This window comes from Candidatus Zixiibacteriota bacterium, assembly GCA_036480375.1.
Lineage (GTDB): Bacteria > Zixibacteria > MSB-5A5 > GN15 > JAAZOE01 > JAZGGI01.
Genome location: JAZGGI010000050.1, coordinates 55471 through 71867 on the forward strand (window position 1 = coordinate 55471; position 16397 = coordinate 71867).

General features: G+C 42.8%; 11 protein-coding genes. 8 read left to right on the forward strand and 3 right to left on the reverse strand.

Annotation, left to right across the window (positions count from 1 at the left end):
- Positions 1 to 3: 3 nt before the first annotated feature.
- Together speD and V3V99_15030 are read right to left on the reverse strand one after the other, a co-directional pair.
- Positions 4 to 414, reverse strand: coding sequence for an adenosylmethionine decarboxylase (gene speD / locus V3V99_15025; protein ID MEE9443975.1), 411 nt, complete (start codon positions 412 to 414; stop codon positions 4 to 6).
- A 31-nt stretch (positions 415 to 445) separates the two neighbouring features.
- Entirely contained in the window at positions 446 to 991 is a 546-nt protein-coding gene (locus V3V99_15030; protein MEE9443976.1) for an XRE family transcriptional regulator, read from the reverse strand.
- 386 nt (positions 992 to 1377) lie between these two features.
- Here V3V99_15030 and V3V99_15035 point away from each other — a divergent pair, with 386 nt between their 5' ends.
- The 7 genes from V3V99_15035 to V3V99_15065 all read left to right on the forward strand — a co-directional run bounded on the left by V3V99_15035 (position 1378) and on the right by V3V99_15065 (position 12262).
- On the forward strand, positions 1378 to 1929 hold the full coding sequence (locus V3V99_15035; GenBank protein MEE9443977.1) for a hypothetical protein: 552 nt from the start codon (positions 1378 to 1380) through the stop codon (positions 1927 to 1929).
- A gap of 1 nt (position 1930) precedes the next feature.
- Positions 1931 to 2509, forward strand: coding sequence for a hypothetical protein (locus tag V3V99_15040; GenBank protein ID MEE9443978.1), 579 nt, complete (start codon positions 1931 to 1933; stop codon positions 2507 to 2509).
- Positions 2510 to 2667: 158 nt separating this feature from the next.
- On the forward strand, positions 2668 to 4059 hold the full coding sequence (gene lpdA / locus V3V99_15045; protein MEE9443979.1) for a dihydrolipoyl dehydrogenase: 1392 nt from the start codon (positions 2668 to 2670) through the stop codon (positions 4057 to 4059).
- A 556-nt stretch (positions 4060 to 4615) separates the two neighbouring features.
- Complete coding sequence (locus tag V3V99_15050; protein ID MEE9443980.1) at positions 4616 to 7471, forward strand: fibronectin type III domain-containing protein; 2856 nt, start codon at positions 4616 to 4618, stop codon at positions 7469 to 7471.
- Between the two features lie 15 nt (positions 7472 to 7486).
- Entirely contained in the window at positions 7487 to 10444 is a 2958-nt protein-coding gene (locus tag V3V99_15055) for a hypothetical protein (GenBank protein ID MEE9443981.1), read from the forward strand.
- 54 nt (positions 10445 to 10498) lie between these two features.
- The gene (locus tag V3V99_15060) at positions 10499 to 11287 is read left to right on the forward strand and encodes a DUF116 domain-containing protein (GenBank protein ID MEE9443982.1); all 789 of its coding nucleotides are present in this window, start codon (positions 10499 to 10501) and stop codon (positions 11285 to 11287) included.
- 3 nt (positions 11288 to 11290) lie between these two features.
- Positions 11291 to 12262 carry a DUF523 and DUF1722 domain-containing protein gene (locus tag V3V99_15065; GenBank protein ID MEE9443983.1) on the forward strand — a complete coding sequence of 324 codons (972 nt, stop codon included), beginning with the start codon at positions 11291 to 11293 and terminating at the stop codon, positions 12260 to 12262.
- A gap of 11 nt (positions 12263 to 12273) precedes the next feature.
- On the opposite strand, the gene V3V99_15070 is transcribed toward V3V99_15065, so the two are convergent.
- The gene (locus V3V99_15070) at positions 12274 to 14088 is read right to left on the reverse strand and encodes an HD domain-containing protein (GenBank protein ID MEE9443984.1); all 1815 of its coding nucleotides are present in this window, start codon (positions 14086 to 14088) and stop codon (positions 12274 to 12276) included.
- A gap of 327 nt (positions 14089 to 14415) precedes the next feature.
- Between V3V99_15070 and V3V99_15075 the strand changes: the two genes are divergently transcribed.
- On the forward strand, positions 14416 to 16362 hold the full coding sequence (locus V3V99_15075) for a DUF3857 domain-containing protein (GenBank protein MEE9443985.1): 1947 nt from the start codon (positions 14416 to 14418) through the stop codon (positions 16360 to 16362).
- Positions 16363 to 16397 lie beyond the last annotated feature (35 nt).

Below are 16397 nucleotides of genomic sequence, written 5' to 3' on the forward strand. Positions count from 1 at the left end.
TTTTTAAGCCACTTCCCTGCCAGAGGAGGATTCTTCCGGCTTAAACGGAATTATTTCATCCTTGTTGCTGGGAATTCCGCGGCTAATCTCCCGGGTAAACATGGCTCCGCAGTTGAGATTTTCCTTTAGATAATAGCAGCCTTTCCGGGGGTCAACGCGGTCGCCGCAAGTGAAAAAGTCGGCGGCGATATATCCGTATTCCGGCCAGGTATGGATCGCTATATGCGACTCGGCGATAACTATTACGCCCGAAAACCCGTGCGGGTTATAATCATGAAATACTGTTTGAACTATCGTTGCCCCCGATTCACGAGCCGCGTCGGTGAGAATTTTTTGCAATAATTCGTGATCGGTCAGAATTCGTGAGTCGCAATCGGTAAATTCCGCAAGAAGATGCCGTCCCAGTTTTTTCATTTTTATATCCTCCAAGCCTTGTCAGGCAAGATTACATCTGAGGCGGCGTCATAACCCATATAAATGTAGAGGACACCTTGCCTTTGTTCATAATTTGGTGTTTTTTGTGGGCCGGAAAATAAAAACACCCACCTTTTTTGACACGATATGTTCTTTTGCCGTATTTTATAGTAAGCTGTCCGGTCAGAACATAACCGAATTCCTCGCCGTAATGCGGTTCCTCCAATGCCAGAGATTGACCCAGGCTCAATGTAACCCGAATGGGATCCATGAGCATATTGGTTGAACCGGGAACCAGTGTTTCAAACGAATCTCCGCCTCGGCCAGAAATGGAAACGCGATCATCACGGCTGAAGGTTATCCGGTCGGCTTCGTTTTCTTGGGCGAAAAACTCGCCAATGGACATACCCAGGGCATCAAGAATATCAATCATCGAGTCGAGAGAGATCGAAGTCTGATTATTTTCGATTTGCGAAATGAAACCCTTGGTTAGCTGAGCCCGGTCGGCGAGTTCCGCCTGAGTCAGCTCGGCGGCCAGGCGCAGGTCTTTTATCTTCTGTCCAATTTCTATCTTCATCAGTTTAAGATATAACTTCAAAAAGTTTAGTAAAGCGTATCTATATAATACCGGGATATCTCAAAGTCAAGGTGTGAGGCAAAAATAAATCAATATTTTTTGGGAATTCACCAATTCCCCGGAGATTGTATGTCCTGTAACTCTATATTAGATTACAGATAAGGGAAGGTGTGCCTAAAATTCCATGTTCGATAAATGATTAAAATGGGTAACAGTTTATCAAACAAAAAATTGGGGATATTCTCCTGAGTCATGTATTCTATTCAAAAATACTCAATTATTTAGCCACAATTTCGGTGATTCAAAACAATTACACCTCCTGGGGTTGACCGGCCGGAGCGATATGATTATAATATCCAAAAGAAAAGAATTCTGTGGAGGTATGAATGAAGCATATTGGCGCTATGGCAGCGATTGTTTTGGTATTATTCGCAACGCCAATTTTGGCCGATGAATTCGGAGCCGGGATATCGGTGGGGCCGCTGTTGCCGGTATTGCAGCAGGATCAGGAATCCGGATATGCTATCGGTTTGAAAATTCGCAGTAAGCTGGTCGGGCAGGTATTTTTTGAACCTAATTTAAGATTCGGGAAATTCGGTGATATATCGATAGCGGGAGTTGGCGGACGCGAAGGCTCGAAAATAACTTTCTATGGAATGGATATAACTCTCGGCGGCGGAAAAGGCGGCGTCGGGCCAAAACCGTATTTATTTATCGGCGGCGGCGTTTATAACGTCAAACGGGAAGGCGATGATACCAGCAATAATTCGGGTTGGTCAACCGGAGTCGGTGTTGCCGTCGGCCTTATGAAATATTTTGATATTGATTTGAGGGGACGATTTAATATCGTCGGCGCAGAAGGCTCATCATCCCGAAAATCGGCCGCGATAACAATTGGAGCGGTTTACTTCTTCGGTCAGCAATATGGAGGTGAATAGCATGAGAAAGAAAATTGATTTGATGCTGGCGGTGTCGGCCATCGCCGCTCTTGTCATCTCCGGATGTATTCTGACCGCGACCGGAGTTGTGACGGTAAAACTGGTTCCGGATGAATACGGGCAATCCTTGACTATTCGAAACGTTGGTTACACCGAGAATGGTAGAATCGTTGTCAATCTCTCCGAAGATGAGGATTTTGAGGAATTAAGAGAGCATATCAGCAATATCGATAATCTCGGTTTTTATTTATCGGTAACAAATAAGGATTATCCTCCGGTAACGTTTCAGATTTTGATCGATAGTGATACGCTGGCCGATTATTCCGATATTGATATGATTGTCGATTCATCCGACTTGATTTTCACAGGACTGGAAATTCCAGCCGGGTCACCGTTTAATACTGAAAAAACAATTATTAATTGGTCGGAGTCGATGGAATATATTACCGGTTTGAGTGATGTGAAATCGATTCTGGAAACGGGCGTATTCAGCATTTATCCACTGGCGATTCCTCGGGATAATTTTAACCTGACAATAGATTCATTGGTGATTATAGTGACCCTGACCGGTAAAAAATAGAATCTACTCGCGTCAAATAAAAATTGTAGAAAAGCCCGGTTTTTAAGCCGGGTTTTTTAATTATACGGGATCTTGGCTTCGTTCAAAATATACTTGAGAATCTTGGGGAACTGACGTACATTATCAAAAGTATTTCTGATAAATCGCAAGGAGAAGCCATGTACGATATAGCCATTATCGGCTCCGGACCGGGGGGATATACCGCGGGAATCAGAGCCGCTCTCAAAGGTGCTAATGTCGCCGTTATCGAGGAAGATAAACTGGGCGGAGTTTGTCTTAACCGGGGATGTATTCCATCCAAGTCGCTAATCGCCGGAGCGAATCTGTTTCAAAAAATGAAACATGCGCAATCTTTCGGTATCACACTGGATTCACCGCCACGGCCGGATTGGACGGCGATGCTGGCAAGAAAAGATAAAATCGTATCCGGCTTAGTAGGCGGAATCGGGACGTTATTTAAAAGTTACGGCGTCGAACATTACAATGGCTTTGGGCGGTTGGTATCAAAAAACAAAATTCATGTTGACTTGGCCAATGAAACCGAAACCGAAATCGAGGCGAAAAATATAATTATCGCCACCGGCTCGCGGCCGGCGATTATTCCGGCTTTTCCGATTGACGGCGAGAATGTGTTATCTTCCGACCACCTATTGGAAATGGTATCATTACCGGAATCTATGCTGATAATCGGAGCGGGGGTGATTGGCTGCGAATGGGCTTTTATGCTGGCTCAGCTCGAGGTGAAAGTTGAGATGGTGGAGATGATGCCACATGCTTTGCCTCTGGAAGATGAGATGGTATCGAAGACGATTGAACGGGAATTGAAGAAACTAAAGATTAAGCTGCATACCAATGTCAAAGTCGAGCGTCTCGAAGTATCGGACAATAAATTAATCAGCGCCGTCTTAACGAACGGTAAAAAACTGGAATCGGAAAAGGTACTGGTTTCAATCGGGCGGGCGTTTAACACTCAGGATATCGGTCTCGAAGAAGTTGGCATCAAACTAAATGATAATGGCTCGGTCAAAGTCAACGCGATGATGCAGACGAACCGGAAAAACATATATTCCGTTGGGGATGTGGCCGGAAAGGTACTTTTGGCATATACGGCTGTTGCCGAAGGAGCAGTGGCGGTTGATAATTTCCTGGGGGGATCGGTCAAGGCCGATTATAACGCTTTCCCCTCGGTAATATTCACGCAGCCCGAAGCGGCCTCGGTGGGTATGACAGAACAACAGGCGGCTAAAAAGCATAAGATTGCCATCGGTTCATTTCCAATACGAGCTCTGGGTAAGGCTCATGCCGAGGGTGAAATCGCGGGAGAAGTAAAGGTAATCGGGGATAAGAAAACGGATAAAATTCTCGGGATTCATATTGTCGGGCCGCATGCCACCGAAGTGATACATACGGCGATGCTGGCGATAAAGCAAAAATTAACAGTTTCAGATCTTGGTTCTATGATATTTGCGCATCCGGTAATTTCAGAATCTGTAATGGAAGCCTGCCACAATCTGCATAAAATGTCGGTTCATTTACCTGGTCAAAAATAAAAAGCCACGCCGAATGCTGCAAAACTTTTTACACTTCGCATAATCTGCGTGAAAACCAACGAATGCGAAAAAAAACGCCAAAATCTGCTAATTTTTCGTAAGCTGTTGACTGTTAATTAATATGGAGTTCGTCACAAATATACATACCTTTTATTGTCGCATAATATGCGATAATTATTGCCGTTTGTAATTCGGGATTATTTTTATTTTAATTTTATCTTGTTGTTCTCCTTAGCATTAAGTAGTCGGTGTCCAGTTTAATTATATGTCGGCATGAATGTTGTTACTGTAATATGTGAAGTTAGTTACTCTGTATGGCGGTGAAGGGTACTAATGAGGTGGGGATGAGGAGTTTCTTTGTGAGGGAGAAACTCCTCGTTGTTTGAAAATAGTTATCAGTGTTTATAAATGTACTGAGGTGGGAGAAGAGGAGTTCTTTTTTGAACTCCTCTTTCTGTATGCGGTCGGGAACAAAAATTTTAACAATAAGACTATTTGTACGTTATATTAATAGGGATTGAGCGAATATCATAATCGCCGGGTGATAATTATTGGCATGAAAAAGAGTATCATATATATTTTGATTTTTATAGTCGCCTTATGCGGGCATAATTCACGTGCCAAAACCGTATTTCCAAAGAGTCTGAATCAGAAAATTACGCTAAATGATAATTACTGTTTTCAAAAAATGACCGATACTCTTGGCAATTTATGGCTTCCGTTATCCAATCGCATGGGCATCGGTGATCCTTTCGGCGATAGTGATATGTTTCCCCAGGATGAGGAATTGACCGGTAATTTGGCCGAAGATTTTAACGCTGTCATTAACAAGCGGACGCAAGTTGATTATCTTCATTCGGCCGGATTATGGGTGGGGGGCATAAAAGGCAATGATACCCTGGTGTCGCATTCGTTTGATTATACCGCTCCCATCCCGGAATTAAATCCATTGCCTTGTCCAAATGGTCAAATTATCACAGCTAATGAGTGGGCCGATTTAGAAATTCTGGCGACAGCCTACGATACCATAATAATCGGCGATACAACCGCCCGATGTTATCTGGGCGATTGCCGCGATTGGTATCCCTTAGGGATCAAAGTAACGTCACACAGCTATAAGTGGGTTACTCCTCCCTATGATAAAATTGAGTTGGTTGAATATACGATCACCAATATCGATACTTTGCCTTTGGAAGAGGGGTGGGTTGGTATATACGCTGACTGCGATATCGGTTATCGAGCGCCCGGGTATGAGAACGATGATATTTCAGGATTTATAAACGGCGCGATAGACGGCCAGGGGAAATGGGCAGATTTAATCGTCGCTTATTCAATGGATATGGACGGCGATCCCAAAGATTATAAATTCAATGACAAATCTCCCCGGGGCGCTTTTGCGATTCAGGTACTGGGATTATCGGTTTCGGATTATCGCGTAAACTACAATTGGTGGGTTGACAATCACGATACCTGGTTGGAGTGGGCGCCGCGTCAACGTGAATATGAATTGCGCAATCTGGGTAATTCGATGGCGATTGCCTATGGTGATAGCAATAAATATTATCTGATGTCCCATACGGAAATTGATTATAATCAGATTGAGGCGGCCCTCAGTCATCCCCAATGGAATGATCCGGATATAATCGGGAGGGATATCGCTCAAGGTAATGATACTCGGTTCTTGATTTCCGCCGGACCGTTTAATCTGCAGCCGATGGAAGAGGTTACTTTTACAGTGGCTTATATGGCCGCCGATTCAATTCTTAATAATCCATTTATTGATATCTGGTTCAATCCTTCAAATCCGTTATCGGTTTCGGACTGGTATGAGGTTTCTGATTTTAGCGGGTTGATATCGACGGCTTTCACGGCCCTGGATATTTTTAATAATGGGTTGGATTATCCTCCTCCCGGGCCTCCCGAGAAGCTGGTCCTGGTGGATTTCAATAATACTTCGGTTACTCTGACTTGGTCTGAGAAGTCTGCTGTCGATTTTGCAGGTTATTACGTTTACTCAAGAACCGGAAATGATGAATGGTCGCAGGTATCTGACATTTCATGGATTAACGATACAATAGCAACAATTAATAATCTTGATTTTGAAATAGAATATAAGTTTGCCGTGGCGGCGGTTGATTTGAACGCGACCGTCGGCAAATTGTCTGCGGAAGTGGTTGTGGTGGTCGGAGGTCCTCATCCTCCATCAGCATTAATTGGATCGGGTAATCAGGCGTATCCCAATCTAAGTTGGTCGCATTCAAGCAGTCTGGATGTGATTTCCTATAATATTTATCGATGCGATGAACAATTCACAACGCATGAAGTGATTGCCAATGTTAGTGATACGACTTTTATTGACCTGTCCGCCCGGTCCGGAAATCGATATGAGTATTTTGTAACGGCGGTTAATTCCCGCGGATTTGAATCTCCGCCATCGATAAAGATAAGAATATCCCCAATGGCATTGACGTCTGGTATACTGGTTATTGATCAAAACTCGGGATCGCTGTTTGATAATCTGGTGTTTGATAGGTTGTTTTTGGATTCTCTATTGTATCGGGGATTAGAAGGTTTGGATTACTTCTATTTGTCATTTGATGAAAACAATCCTCCAACTCTCGGTCAATTGTCCGATTATTCGCTGTTGATAATCAGCGCCGAAAACAGAGGGGGGGCCTTATCCGCCCAGCTCGAATATACGCTTGAAACTTATTTGTCTAACGGAGGTAAAGCGATTATCCTCCTCAGGCATTGCGGAATTGAAATTGAGTCGGAAACCGATCCCAGGATTATAAGATTCCGCCCGGAATCAATTTTCACCAGATATCTAAGAGTTGATTCGAGCTATATTGGGCCGACGAAAGTAACGAATGGCTATAATCTTGAGGGTGATTTAATCGGAGCCTCGCCTGTTTTGCCGTCCTATCCGCAATTAACATGGGATAGTGTGCGGATAAATCAATTCGGATATGGAGTGAACACGGGCTTACCTTATTGTGGAGCATTTTGGCCATCTGCGGAGGTCGAGGCTATTTATCGATATCAATCTTCCTCGGATGGCAGTTTTCCTGATGATGAGGTAAATGGTATTAGATATTTGGGTGAGAGTTATAGTTTTTATCTTTTGAACTTCCCTCTGTCATTAATGGAGTTGGACGAGGCTTCGGTTTTGTTGAGGACCATGGTGGAAGAGCTAAATGAGCAGAATATCTGCGGGGATATCAACGCCGATAATAGGCTCAATATCGGTGATATTGTTTCCTACGTTCGGTATCTTTTCCATGACGAAGAGCCGTCGAAAATATATCTGAACGGTGATGTTGACTGCGACGGCGGATATGGGATGAGTGATTTGCTAATGCTGATAAATTTTTATATGCGGCAAGGGTTAGCTCCCAATTGCTGTGAATAAATAGAGTGATACGGGATGAAAAATTTAAACACAAAATATACGGCTGAGCGGTCATCATCAAAGACAGGTATGTTATTGCGAACTATCCCCGTATTCGTTGTTCTTGTGTTTGTAGCGCTATTTGCATCAATTGCATTCGGATCGGAAAAATGGATGAAAACCAATCCCCGGATTAATATGGAGCTTTCATCGTTTATCACCGCCCAGTCCGATACTTTATTGAATATCCTGATACCAGCTTCGGAACTAAGACACCTCGGAGTTCACAATTCCGGCAAATGGTACTTTCCATTGGGTAACGGCCGCGTCCCAAGTTTTGGTGGATCAGTTGATCCTGAAACGGGTGAGGTAACTACCAACGTGTTTTTCCCAAAGGGATCCGGCAATTCATACGTTTATACAATTCTCCTTTGGATCGGGGGTGTCGTTGGTATTGATACTCTGGTATCTACAGCCGCGGACCAGGTTAGTTTGACCGGTGGTTTTGAACTATTGTCGGCCGCTCCCCTAATCGGCGGTCTTAAGCGGACAGGCAATTTTGCTGATGACGAATTTGTGGCCATCTATAGCGATACAATAAGCGATCCCGGTTACAATGGAGTTCCCAATATGTATGATGATCAAACGCATGTCCCATTGGGAGTCGAAATACGTCAAGAGAGCTATAGCTGGGCCGATATCCTTTATGATGATTTTGTCTTAATAAAGTTTACAGTAAAGAACATCCTCGATAAAAATATCAAGAATGGTTGGATCGGATTTTATATTGATCCGGATATTTATAATTTTCCCAATGCGCCAATCGGTTGGGTGGATGATATCAGCGGAGTGATTGATACCCTTATTGATGAAGGCGATCCGACCAGCCGATTATTCATTCCCTATAGTTTTGATAACAACGGTGATCCTCAAGGCAATACTCGTTGGGATTCCGCATCCGTGAGAGGCGCTGTTTCGCTCCGGCTGGTGGCTTCGAGTTTTGAAAATCCAATTCAAAATTTCAATTGGTGGGTTCCTAATGGAAATCCTGATATTGATTTTGGGCCCCGTCTGATAGGAACACCCGAGGATCCTTTTCGCGAATTTACAGGCGGTTTTACAGGTAGTCCTTATCGACAACAAGATAAGTATTATATGATGGCACATCCGGAAATTGATTATGACCAATTGTTTGTAACCGTAATGGATTCTTCCGATGGCTGGGTTCCCCCTGCAAATCCGACAATTCTCATAGCGGCTGATAGTCGATTTATGCTCTCTTTCGGACCCTTTGATCTACCGCCCGGTGATTCGGTCTGGTTTACCGTGGCCTGCGTAGTATCTGATAGTTTCCATGTAGAGGCCAATGATTACGCGCGTTATTTTGATCCGGCGTCTCCAGGCGATTATAGAAATCGCCTTGATTTTTCGAGAATTATCGATGATCACCGCCGGATAGATTCGGTATATAATTCCAATCTCTTGCTACCAAAACCCGGTCCACCGGTGGGGTTAGAAATCGTTGAATCACTGGAAAATTCAATAGAATTGTCGTGGAACAGGTGTCAGCGTCCCGACATTTATGGTTACAACGTTTATGTTCGAGACACAACCATAAGTAATAAATGGCACCGAGCTTCCCCCTTGCCAATAATCGATACGACTTTCATATTCTCTGGGGCGCAACCAACGCATAATCTTATGTTTTCCGTTTCGGCGCTGGATACCTTCGGAAGAGAATCAGAAATTGCCTTTTATCGTGAAATAACTTTTGGTCGGCCGCTGCCGCCGGCAAATTTGAATGTTCAAACGGAGGATGGGATTCCCGTATTATCGTGGGAACCGCCCTCAGATACGGGGCTGTACGCATATTATATTTATCGATCAAGATGGCAGGAGGCATATACGTTATATGACTCAACAGCTTCATTGATATTTAATGATGTGGACGTTGAATCGGGAGTTTCGTATCGGTATTATCTGAAGGTAAAAAATATCCTTGGCTTGGAATCGATTCCATCCAATGAGGTGACTTTTTTGTATATGGCGATGGATGAGGGAATTCTATTTGTAAACGCGAATATGGAGAATGGGCCTCAAATAGACGCCTATCGAAAAGAATATGTAATGGAATTGATGCGGAATGTTAATGCCGGAATTGATGTTACCTATCAGGAAATTTGGATGGAGGGTATACATTTAAGCAAAATTAGCCATTATGAGTCCGTTATTATTGACGTTGAAAAAGGTGGAGTAACACTATCGAATTCGGATTTGGACAGCCTTGCGATTTACCTTGCGAACGGTGGCAATGTAATGTTCATAATGCCTAATGTCAGCCAGTTAAACCTTGGCATGTATCAAATATTGACCGTACGCTATGGCGATGGAGATTTCTTTCATGATTATTTATTTCTTGATAGTGTTTTAGTAAACAGAATTGCGTTTCAGGATGGGGCTATCATCGGCGATTTAGTGGGTTCTCTGTCTGAAATCGGAGAGTATCCGAATTTGATAGCGGATACTCAAAAACTTCTGACTTCCACCATTCCAATACAAGGTTATATTCCGATTTCCGGATGCTTATTTCCGGGAGAAACCAATGCTGAAACCATTTATAGATATAATTCGTCATATCCCGATTCAGTAATGCACAATCAGATCAATGGCATACGCTATTCGGGCGATGATTATCGCTTTGTTTTATTCAATTTTCCGTTATCTCTGATGTCGTATCCCGACCATATTGAGGCTTTTCGCCAGGGTTTAAGGGATTTGGGATTGGATATCGATTGCGGCGATGTTAATACTGATAAACGCGTCAACGTCTCTGACGCCGTATATATTTTGAATTATTTATACCGGGGGGGGGCGGCTCCCGATTTCAGGAAGGCCGATGTGGATTGCAATGATCTTGTGGAACTGGGTGATGTGGTGATATTCATAAATCGTATTTTCCGTAACGGTTACGCCCTGTCGTGTTGTCAAAACTAATTTTCTTGTCAAAATCTTTGTCGAACGAGAAATTTAAGTGTATATTATTCCGATATGTCGGAAAAGGATACACGTGAAAAACCGGATCGCCGTCTGGGCGACGAATGGGTTGGCTGGGACGGTGAAATTGTTAACTCAACCGATGCCGATCCCCGGATATTCGTCGGGATGGCTATGGCGGCGATTGCCGCTATCCTTGGAGTTACGGCATTATTCGTTTGGTTAATCTATCCGCGCCTCGTTCAGATGAGTTCCATGGCCGGTCCGATTATGAATTTTTCTTATTTCGCGTTTGCGTCGATTCTTGTTGCCTGGCTGATATTATTTATCTGGGGAGCTTTAACGAAACGACCCTTTTTGTCGGGCCTGGTGGTCGTGCCCAAGTTGGTTAATCTCCTGCTTGATATTACCATCAAGGTTGGGAAAGTCATCGGTGTCCCGAAAGATCGACTCGTTAATTCATTTCTAAAACTTCATAATTTGTTTATTGACAGCGATCCTCGGCAGGTACCGACCGACAAGATTATGCTTCTGCTGCCGCGGTGTTTGAGCAAAGAGATGTTTAAATCGCTGAAGTCGATGCGGGACTCTTACGGTTTCATTATGGCGACGGCCGGAGGCGGTGGTGAAGCGCGCAATAAAATTCGCAAACTGCGGCCCGGCTTAATCATTGCCGTAGCCTGCGAACGAGATTTGTTGACCGGATTTATCGACGTCAATCCTCATATCCCCGTTATCGGTTATCCCAATATTCGTCCCAGTGGACCATGCAAAGACACCGAAGTGGATCTGCAAACGATTGAAGACACCGTCAAACGACACTCAGTCCAGACAAGTAATTAGAAAATGACCACAAAAAACACCGCGTCAAATCGACCGATAATAATCGGTGTCAGTTCTTGTCTACTGGGGGCTCGAGTCCGTTTTGACGGCCAACATAAGCGCGAACGCTATATAGCCGATATCCTTGGTGATTATCTTGATTTTCTGTCGATCTGTCCCGAAATTGGGGCGGGGATGGGAATACCTCGCGAATCGGTTCAGTTGCGTGGAAATCAGGATTCTCCCCGCTTGATTGGAAATAAGTCGGGGAAAAACTGGACTTTAAAATTAAAGTCATTCTCCCGCGAAAGGATATCCAAAAAGGATTTTTCCAAACTTTCCGGATTTATTTTCAAAAAAAACTCGCCCAGTTGCGGCATGGAAAGGGTCCGCCTTTATGATGACAAGGGTTCGATGCGCCCAAATGGTATAGGAGTCTTTGCCCGGGCGGTAATGGAAAAATATCCGTTTCTTCCGGTTGAGGAGGAAGGGCGTTTGAACGATATCCGCACAAGAGAAAATTTCATTGAACGCATTTTCGCATATTATTGCCTGGATAATCTTTTTAACGGCGGTTATTCCGGAAAAAAAATTATTGAATTTCACACTGTCAGCAAATATTTGATTCTTTCCCACAGCCAAAAACATTACACCGAGTTGGGAAAATTGGTGGCCAAAATAAAACAATATACTCCGGCGCAATTTAAAAAGGAATATAGCCGGCTATATATGGAAGCTTTGAAAATTAAAACGACGGTCAAAAAGCAGGTTAATGTCCTGCAGCATATTTTTGGATTTCTAAAAGATTATTTAAATTCTGAAGATAAGAAATATTTATTGGAAGTCATTAACGATTATCATAAGAATCTTGTACCCCTGGTCGTTCCGGTAACATTGCTAAAATTATTCATCTTGCGCCATGGCGTGACTTATATTGCCAATCAGATTTACTTAAATCCCCATCCCAAAGAATTGATGCTCAGAAATCATGTTTAATGAGGTAATTCTCAAGCTGTTGTGTTGAGATTAGTTTTTTGCCGAACCTGATTGTCAGGTTCCGGCTCTTCCGGGTTTGCCTTTAACTGATGCAACTTTGTCATAAGCAAATCAAGGTTATCCTCAATTGATATGATATCCTCAATTCCCTGATCAAGAAGGATGGTTAAATGATTTATTGATTCAGGGTTGGTCAGGACATAGACGGGAAGATGTTTCAGGTTTATGTCATGATTATATAGATTGGCGGTCAATAGCGTAATATCATCCGGTTTGCCGGGTACGACCAATACGATCGCGTCAGGCATACTGCGGCGATAGAGAGATACGAAAGTCTCTACGGAATTTACGATAATGGTTCTGAATCCATCATATTTTAATCTCATTTCCAGAGGCGAATGGGCGGTCAAATCTTCGGTGTAGATCATGATTTGACCGTTTTCATTTCTTTCATGAATCAATAAGATTTCGATCTGCATCATTTCTATAAAGGCTTCCAGGACTTCCGGCAAAAACAATCGTCCCGCCATATCTCTCAGGCTTTCCTTGACATCGTCAAATTTGTCGAGCGATAGGTATTCATCCCGGGGGATGCTTTCAGTGAAAAGATCGATTATCGTCAGGATATTGCCGCCCAGCGTTTCAATAGGGAGACGGCTTGTATATTTTTTCTCCAGATCGAGATACATCGATTTTAATATGCCGACTACGGCCGGATCAAATCCCAGGGAAGATAGGAGTTTGGCCGTAAGCGATACGACCCGGCGATTGTCTTCCGAGCTTTCGGTACGATAATAAAATCGAGCCAAATCATGCATGTATCCCGCGGTCGAGATTAAAATCCTGTCTTTGGCCGGAAGCCGCATCTTTTCGCATAATTTCTCGACATAGGTTCCGACGCGGCCGCTGTGATTAATATTCAATTGAGAAAGCGACGACAATAATGACGTTAGAATTTCCAGGGGATTGGGACCGTTTATTGAAGGCAGATGCCAACTTTCCGGATTAAGTATGAGCTTAGAAGGCGAATCGAAAAACTGTACTATGGTTTTAGTCGATATTTTGCGAACGCGATCGATTAAGTCAATATAATCGCCGGGGACCGTATCCTTTATAAGAACGCAGGCATATTCGTCATTATCCAGAATATCAATGGCTTTATCGGCTGAATTGGTTGTCATGATATCAAAAGCGTCGTACTCAAGAAGGCGTTTTAATATTCTATTGGATTTCTCATCATCAGATACTAATAATACGCGTTTGTCCGACTCCGTGTGTTCATTCGATTTCCTGGTACGGCGAAAGTCGGTAACGGTATCATCGTCTGTGACGGCGTTTTTGATGCCCAGCGCCATCGCCTCACCGATTGAAATTTGACGGTTGAGATAGTATTTGTTAATGGCCAGAATAATTGATGCCTCGGTGGCGAGATAGAGTTTGATATTTTTTCCCCGACTGACGAATTTTAATTCTCGAACAAGATGAGGATCAGTTGGGTCGAGGCAAGCAATTTTGAGAAGATTATCTTCCGGTTTATAATCAAAGGGCATCACCAGTCGGGACATGGCGACATTTTGAGGGATCATCGTGATAACCATTTTATGAATATCGATCAGGGAAAGAACAACTCCGTCACAATTTAATTGCAACGACAGGGCTCGAACCAAATTCTTTTCGTCGATATGTCCCAGGTGATAGAGATGAGTTCCCAGCTTGCCCCCGAATTCACGTTGTCGGTCGAGCGCCTCTTTAATTTCCCGATCGGTAACAAGATTTTCACCGATAAGGATTTCATCGAGACGTTTTTTGAAGTATTTGTGCTCCATAAATGTTTATCAACTCTCTTTTACGAATATTTGCGATATGTAATCGAGGGCGTCCAAGACGCCCGCCTCAATTATACTCGTCTTTTCTCTTTATCGGATAAAGGGAAGAAATTTTAATGCTTAGGTCATTTGGGCTAATGGAACTTCAGTCATTATTGAATTTTCAGCATTTTTCTATGTCCAAAGCAGAAACCCTGGTTTATGGAATAATTTATCTCTTTTTTTATTTGATATTGGCCTGGAGATATATTAGATTCACGCTAAAATATAGGTAATATGCCGCCGGTTATGAATTATGATGAGGGATTAAGCCAAGGGGAGTAGCAGATGATTTCTATGAAGAAATTCTCAGGAATGATTTTAGCAATAATTTTAGTTATATGTTGGTGCAATTCAATTTGCTGGGGACAGAAATTCGGCAAGGTTGAATCTCCGGAATGGGAGATCGGGGCGCCAGCCGATTATCCCGAAGCGAACGCTATTATATTATTTAAAAATGGAAAATTAAGTGTTAGCTGGGATAAAATTGAGATGGCGCGTCATGTTCGTATAAAAATCCTGACCCAAGCCGGGATAGACGAACTTGATGAATTTGAGATATATTTAGATGAAGACGATAAACTAAAAAATTTCAAAGCCCATACTATTACTTCTGACAGCAAAAAACATAAGGTTAACAAGGACGCCATTTTCGATAAGGAAGTAGGGAAAGATAAAATTAGAACGTTTACGTTTCCCGCGCTGGAACCGGGCTGCATAATTGAATACCAATACAAAATCAGAAATAAACGATACCGTCATTTGTCACCCTGGTTTTTCCAGGATGATTTATTTGTCTTGAAATCACATTTGGACGTGGAATTATCGCAGGGATTCAGCTATAACATCAATTATTTCAATATGCCTTTTGATAAGAGAACCGGCCAGGAGAAAGAAATTCCGGACCCAACCAAACAAATGGGAACCGCTTTTTTAAAAGTTTGCTCCTGGGATATGGAAAATCTGCTGCCAATCAAAGACGAACCTTATATGTGCGCTCGGAAAGACTACATGGCCGGACTCGGTTTCCGCCTGGTCTCATTCACGAATAGATACGGTTCGACAACCTACTATTCAACGACATGGGGAGAAAGAGGCGATGATTACAGAAAATATCTTCATGATGATTACTGCAATCAGAATAAGGAAGTTAAGAAGCTCGCGGCTGAAATTACTTCAGGGTTAGTCAATCTTCGTGAAAAATCAAAAGCAATTTATGAATATGTAGCCCGAGAATTCAAGACATCAGATACACCGAGACAGTGGTTCACAAATGAGAAGATGTCCAAATTATTTCAAAATAAATCTGGGTCAAGTGAAGAAAAAAACTTGCTAATTTCAGAGTTGCATAAGGCGGTTGATGTGCCATCCTGGCCGGTACTTATAAGTACCAGGAAAAACGGAAAGTTCGACCCTGAAAATGTTAATACCAGTCAATTCAATTATCTTATCACATTTGCTCAATTTGATGACGGTTGGGAATTTTTAGACGCTTCCAGTAAATATATTCCATACGGAATACTGCCTTCCAAATGTCTGACCAACGGCGGTTTGTTGCTGGACGGCAAAAACAGCTCCCCGGTCAAAATGACGATTCAGCCTTTTGATTCATACCGGCTGGATCTGGTGAGGATGTACGTCGATTCGGACGGACTTGTTACGTGCAGTACCGAAAGTAAATATAGCGGGTATTTTGCCGCCAGTTATGGGCGTGAATTTGAAGAGAATTCTCAGGAAGATTTCCTCGATGACAATTATTTTGATCGCCTTGACATAGAGTATGAATTGGGCGAATGCTCCTTCGACCTCGATACTTCGGGAATGTTTGTCGGAGAAATTAATTTTACATCCGAGGATTTAATTCGTAATCTCGATGATAATCTTTTGATCTCGCCGGTACAATATGCGCTTCGGAATAATCCTTTTAAGAGCGCCAAGCGGATTTTTCCGGTAGATTTTGCTTTTCCTCGGATATATCATAATTTGATTGAGGTTTTTGTTTCCGATTCGGTTAGTGAATTTATTCTTCCCGATAATATACTTGAAGAAATTGACGGTGCAATTTTTGAACGCACATCAAAAGTTACTGATTCAAGCGTTATCATCGGTTCCAAATTAACGATTCTTGAGCCATTGTTTAAACCTCATAAATATGCATCACTAAGAAATCTATTCGATAAGGTCGCTTTGGCAAGCGAGGATCAACTAACAGCCGTAATTGTCAAACCTGAATAATATTTTTTGGTTTTTTCCCGGGAAGGGGATCGACC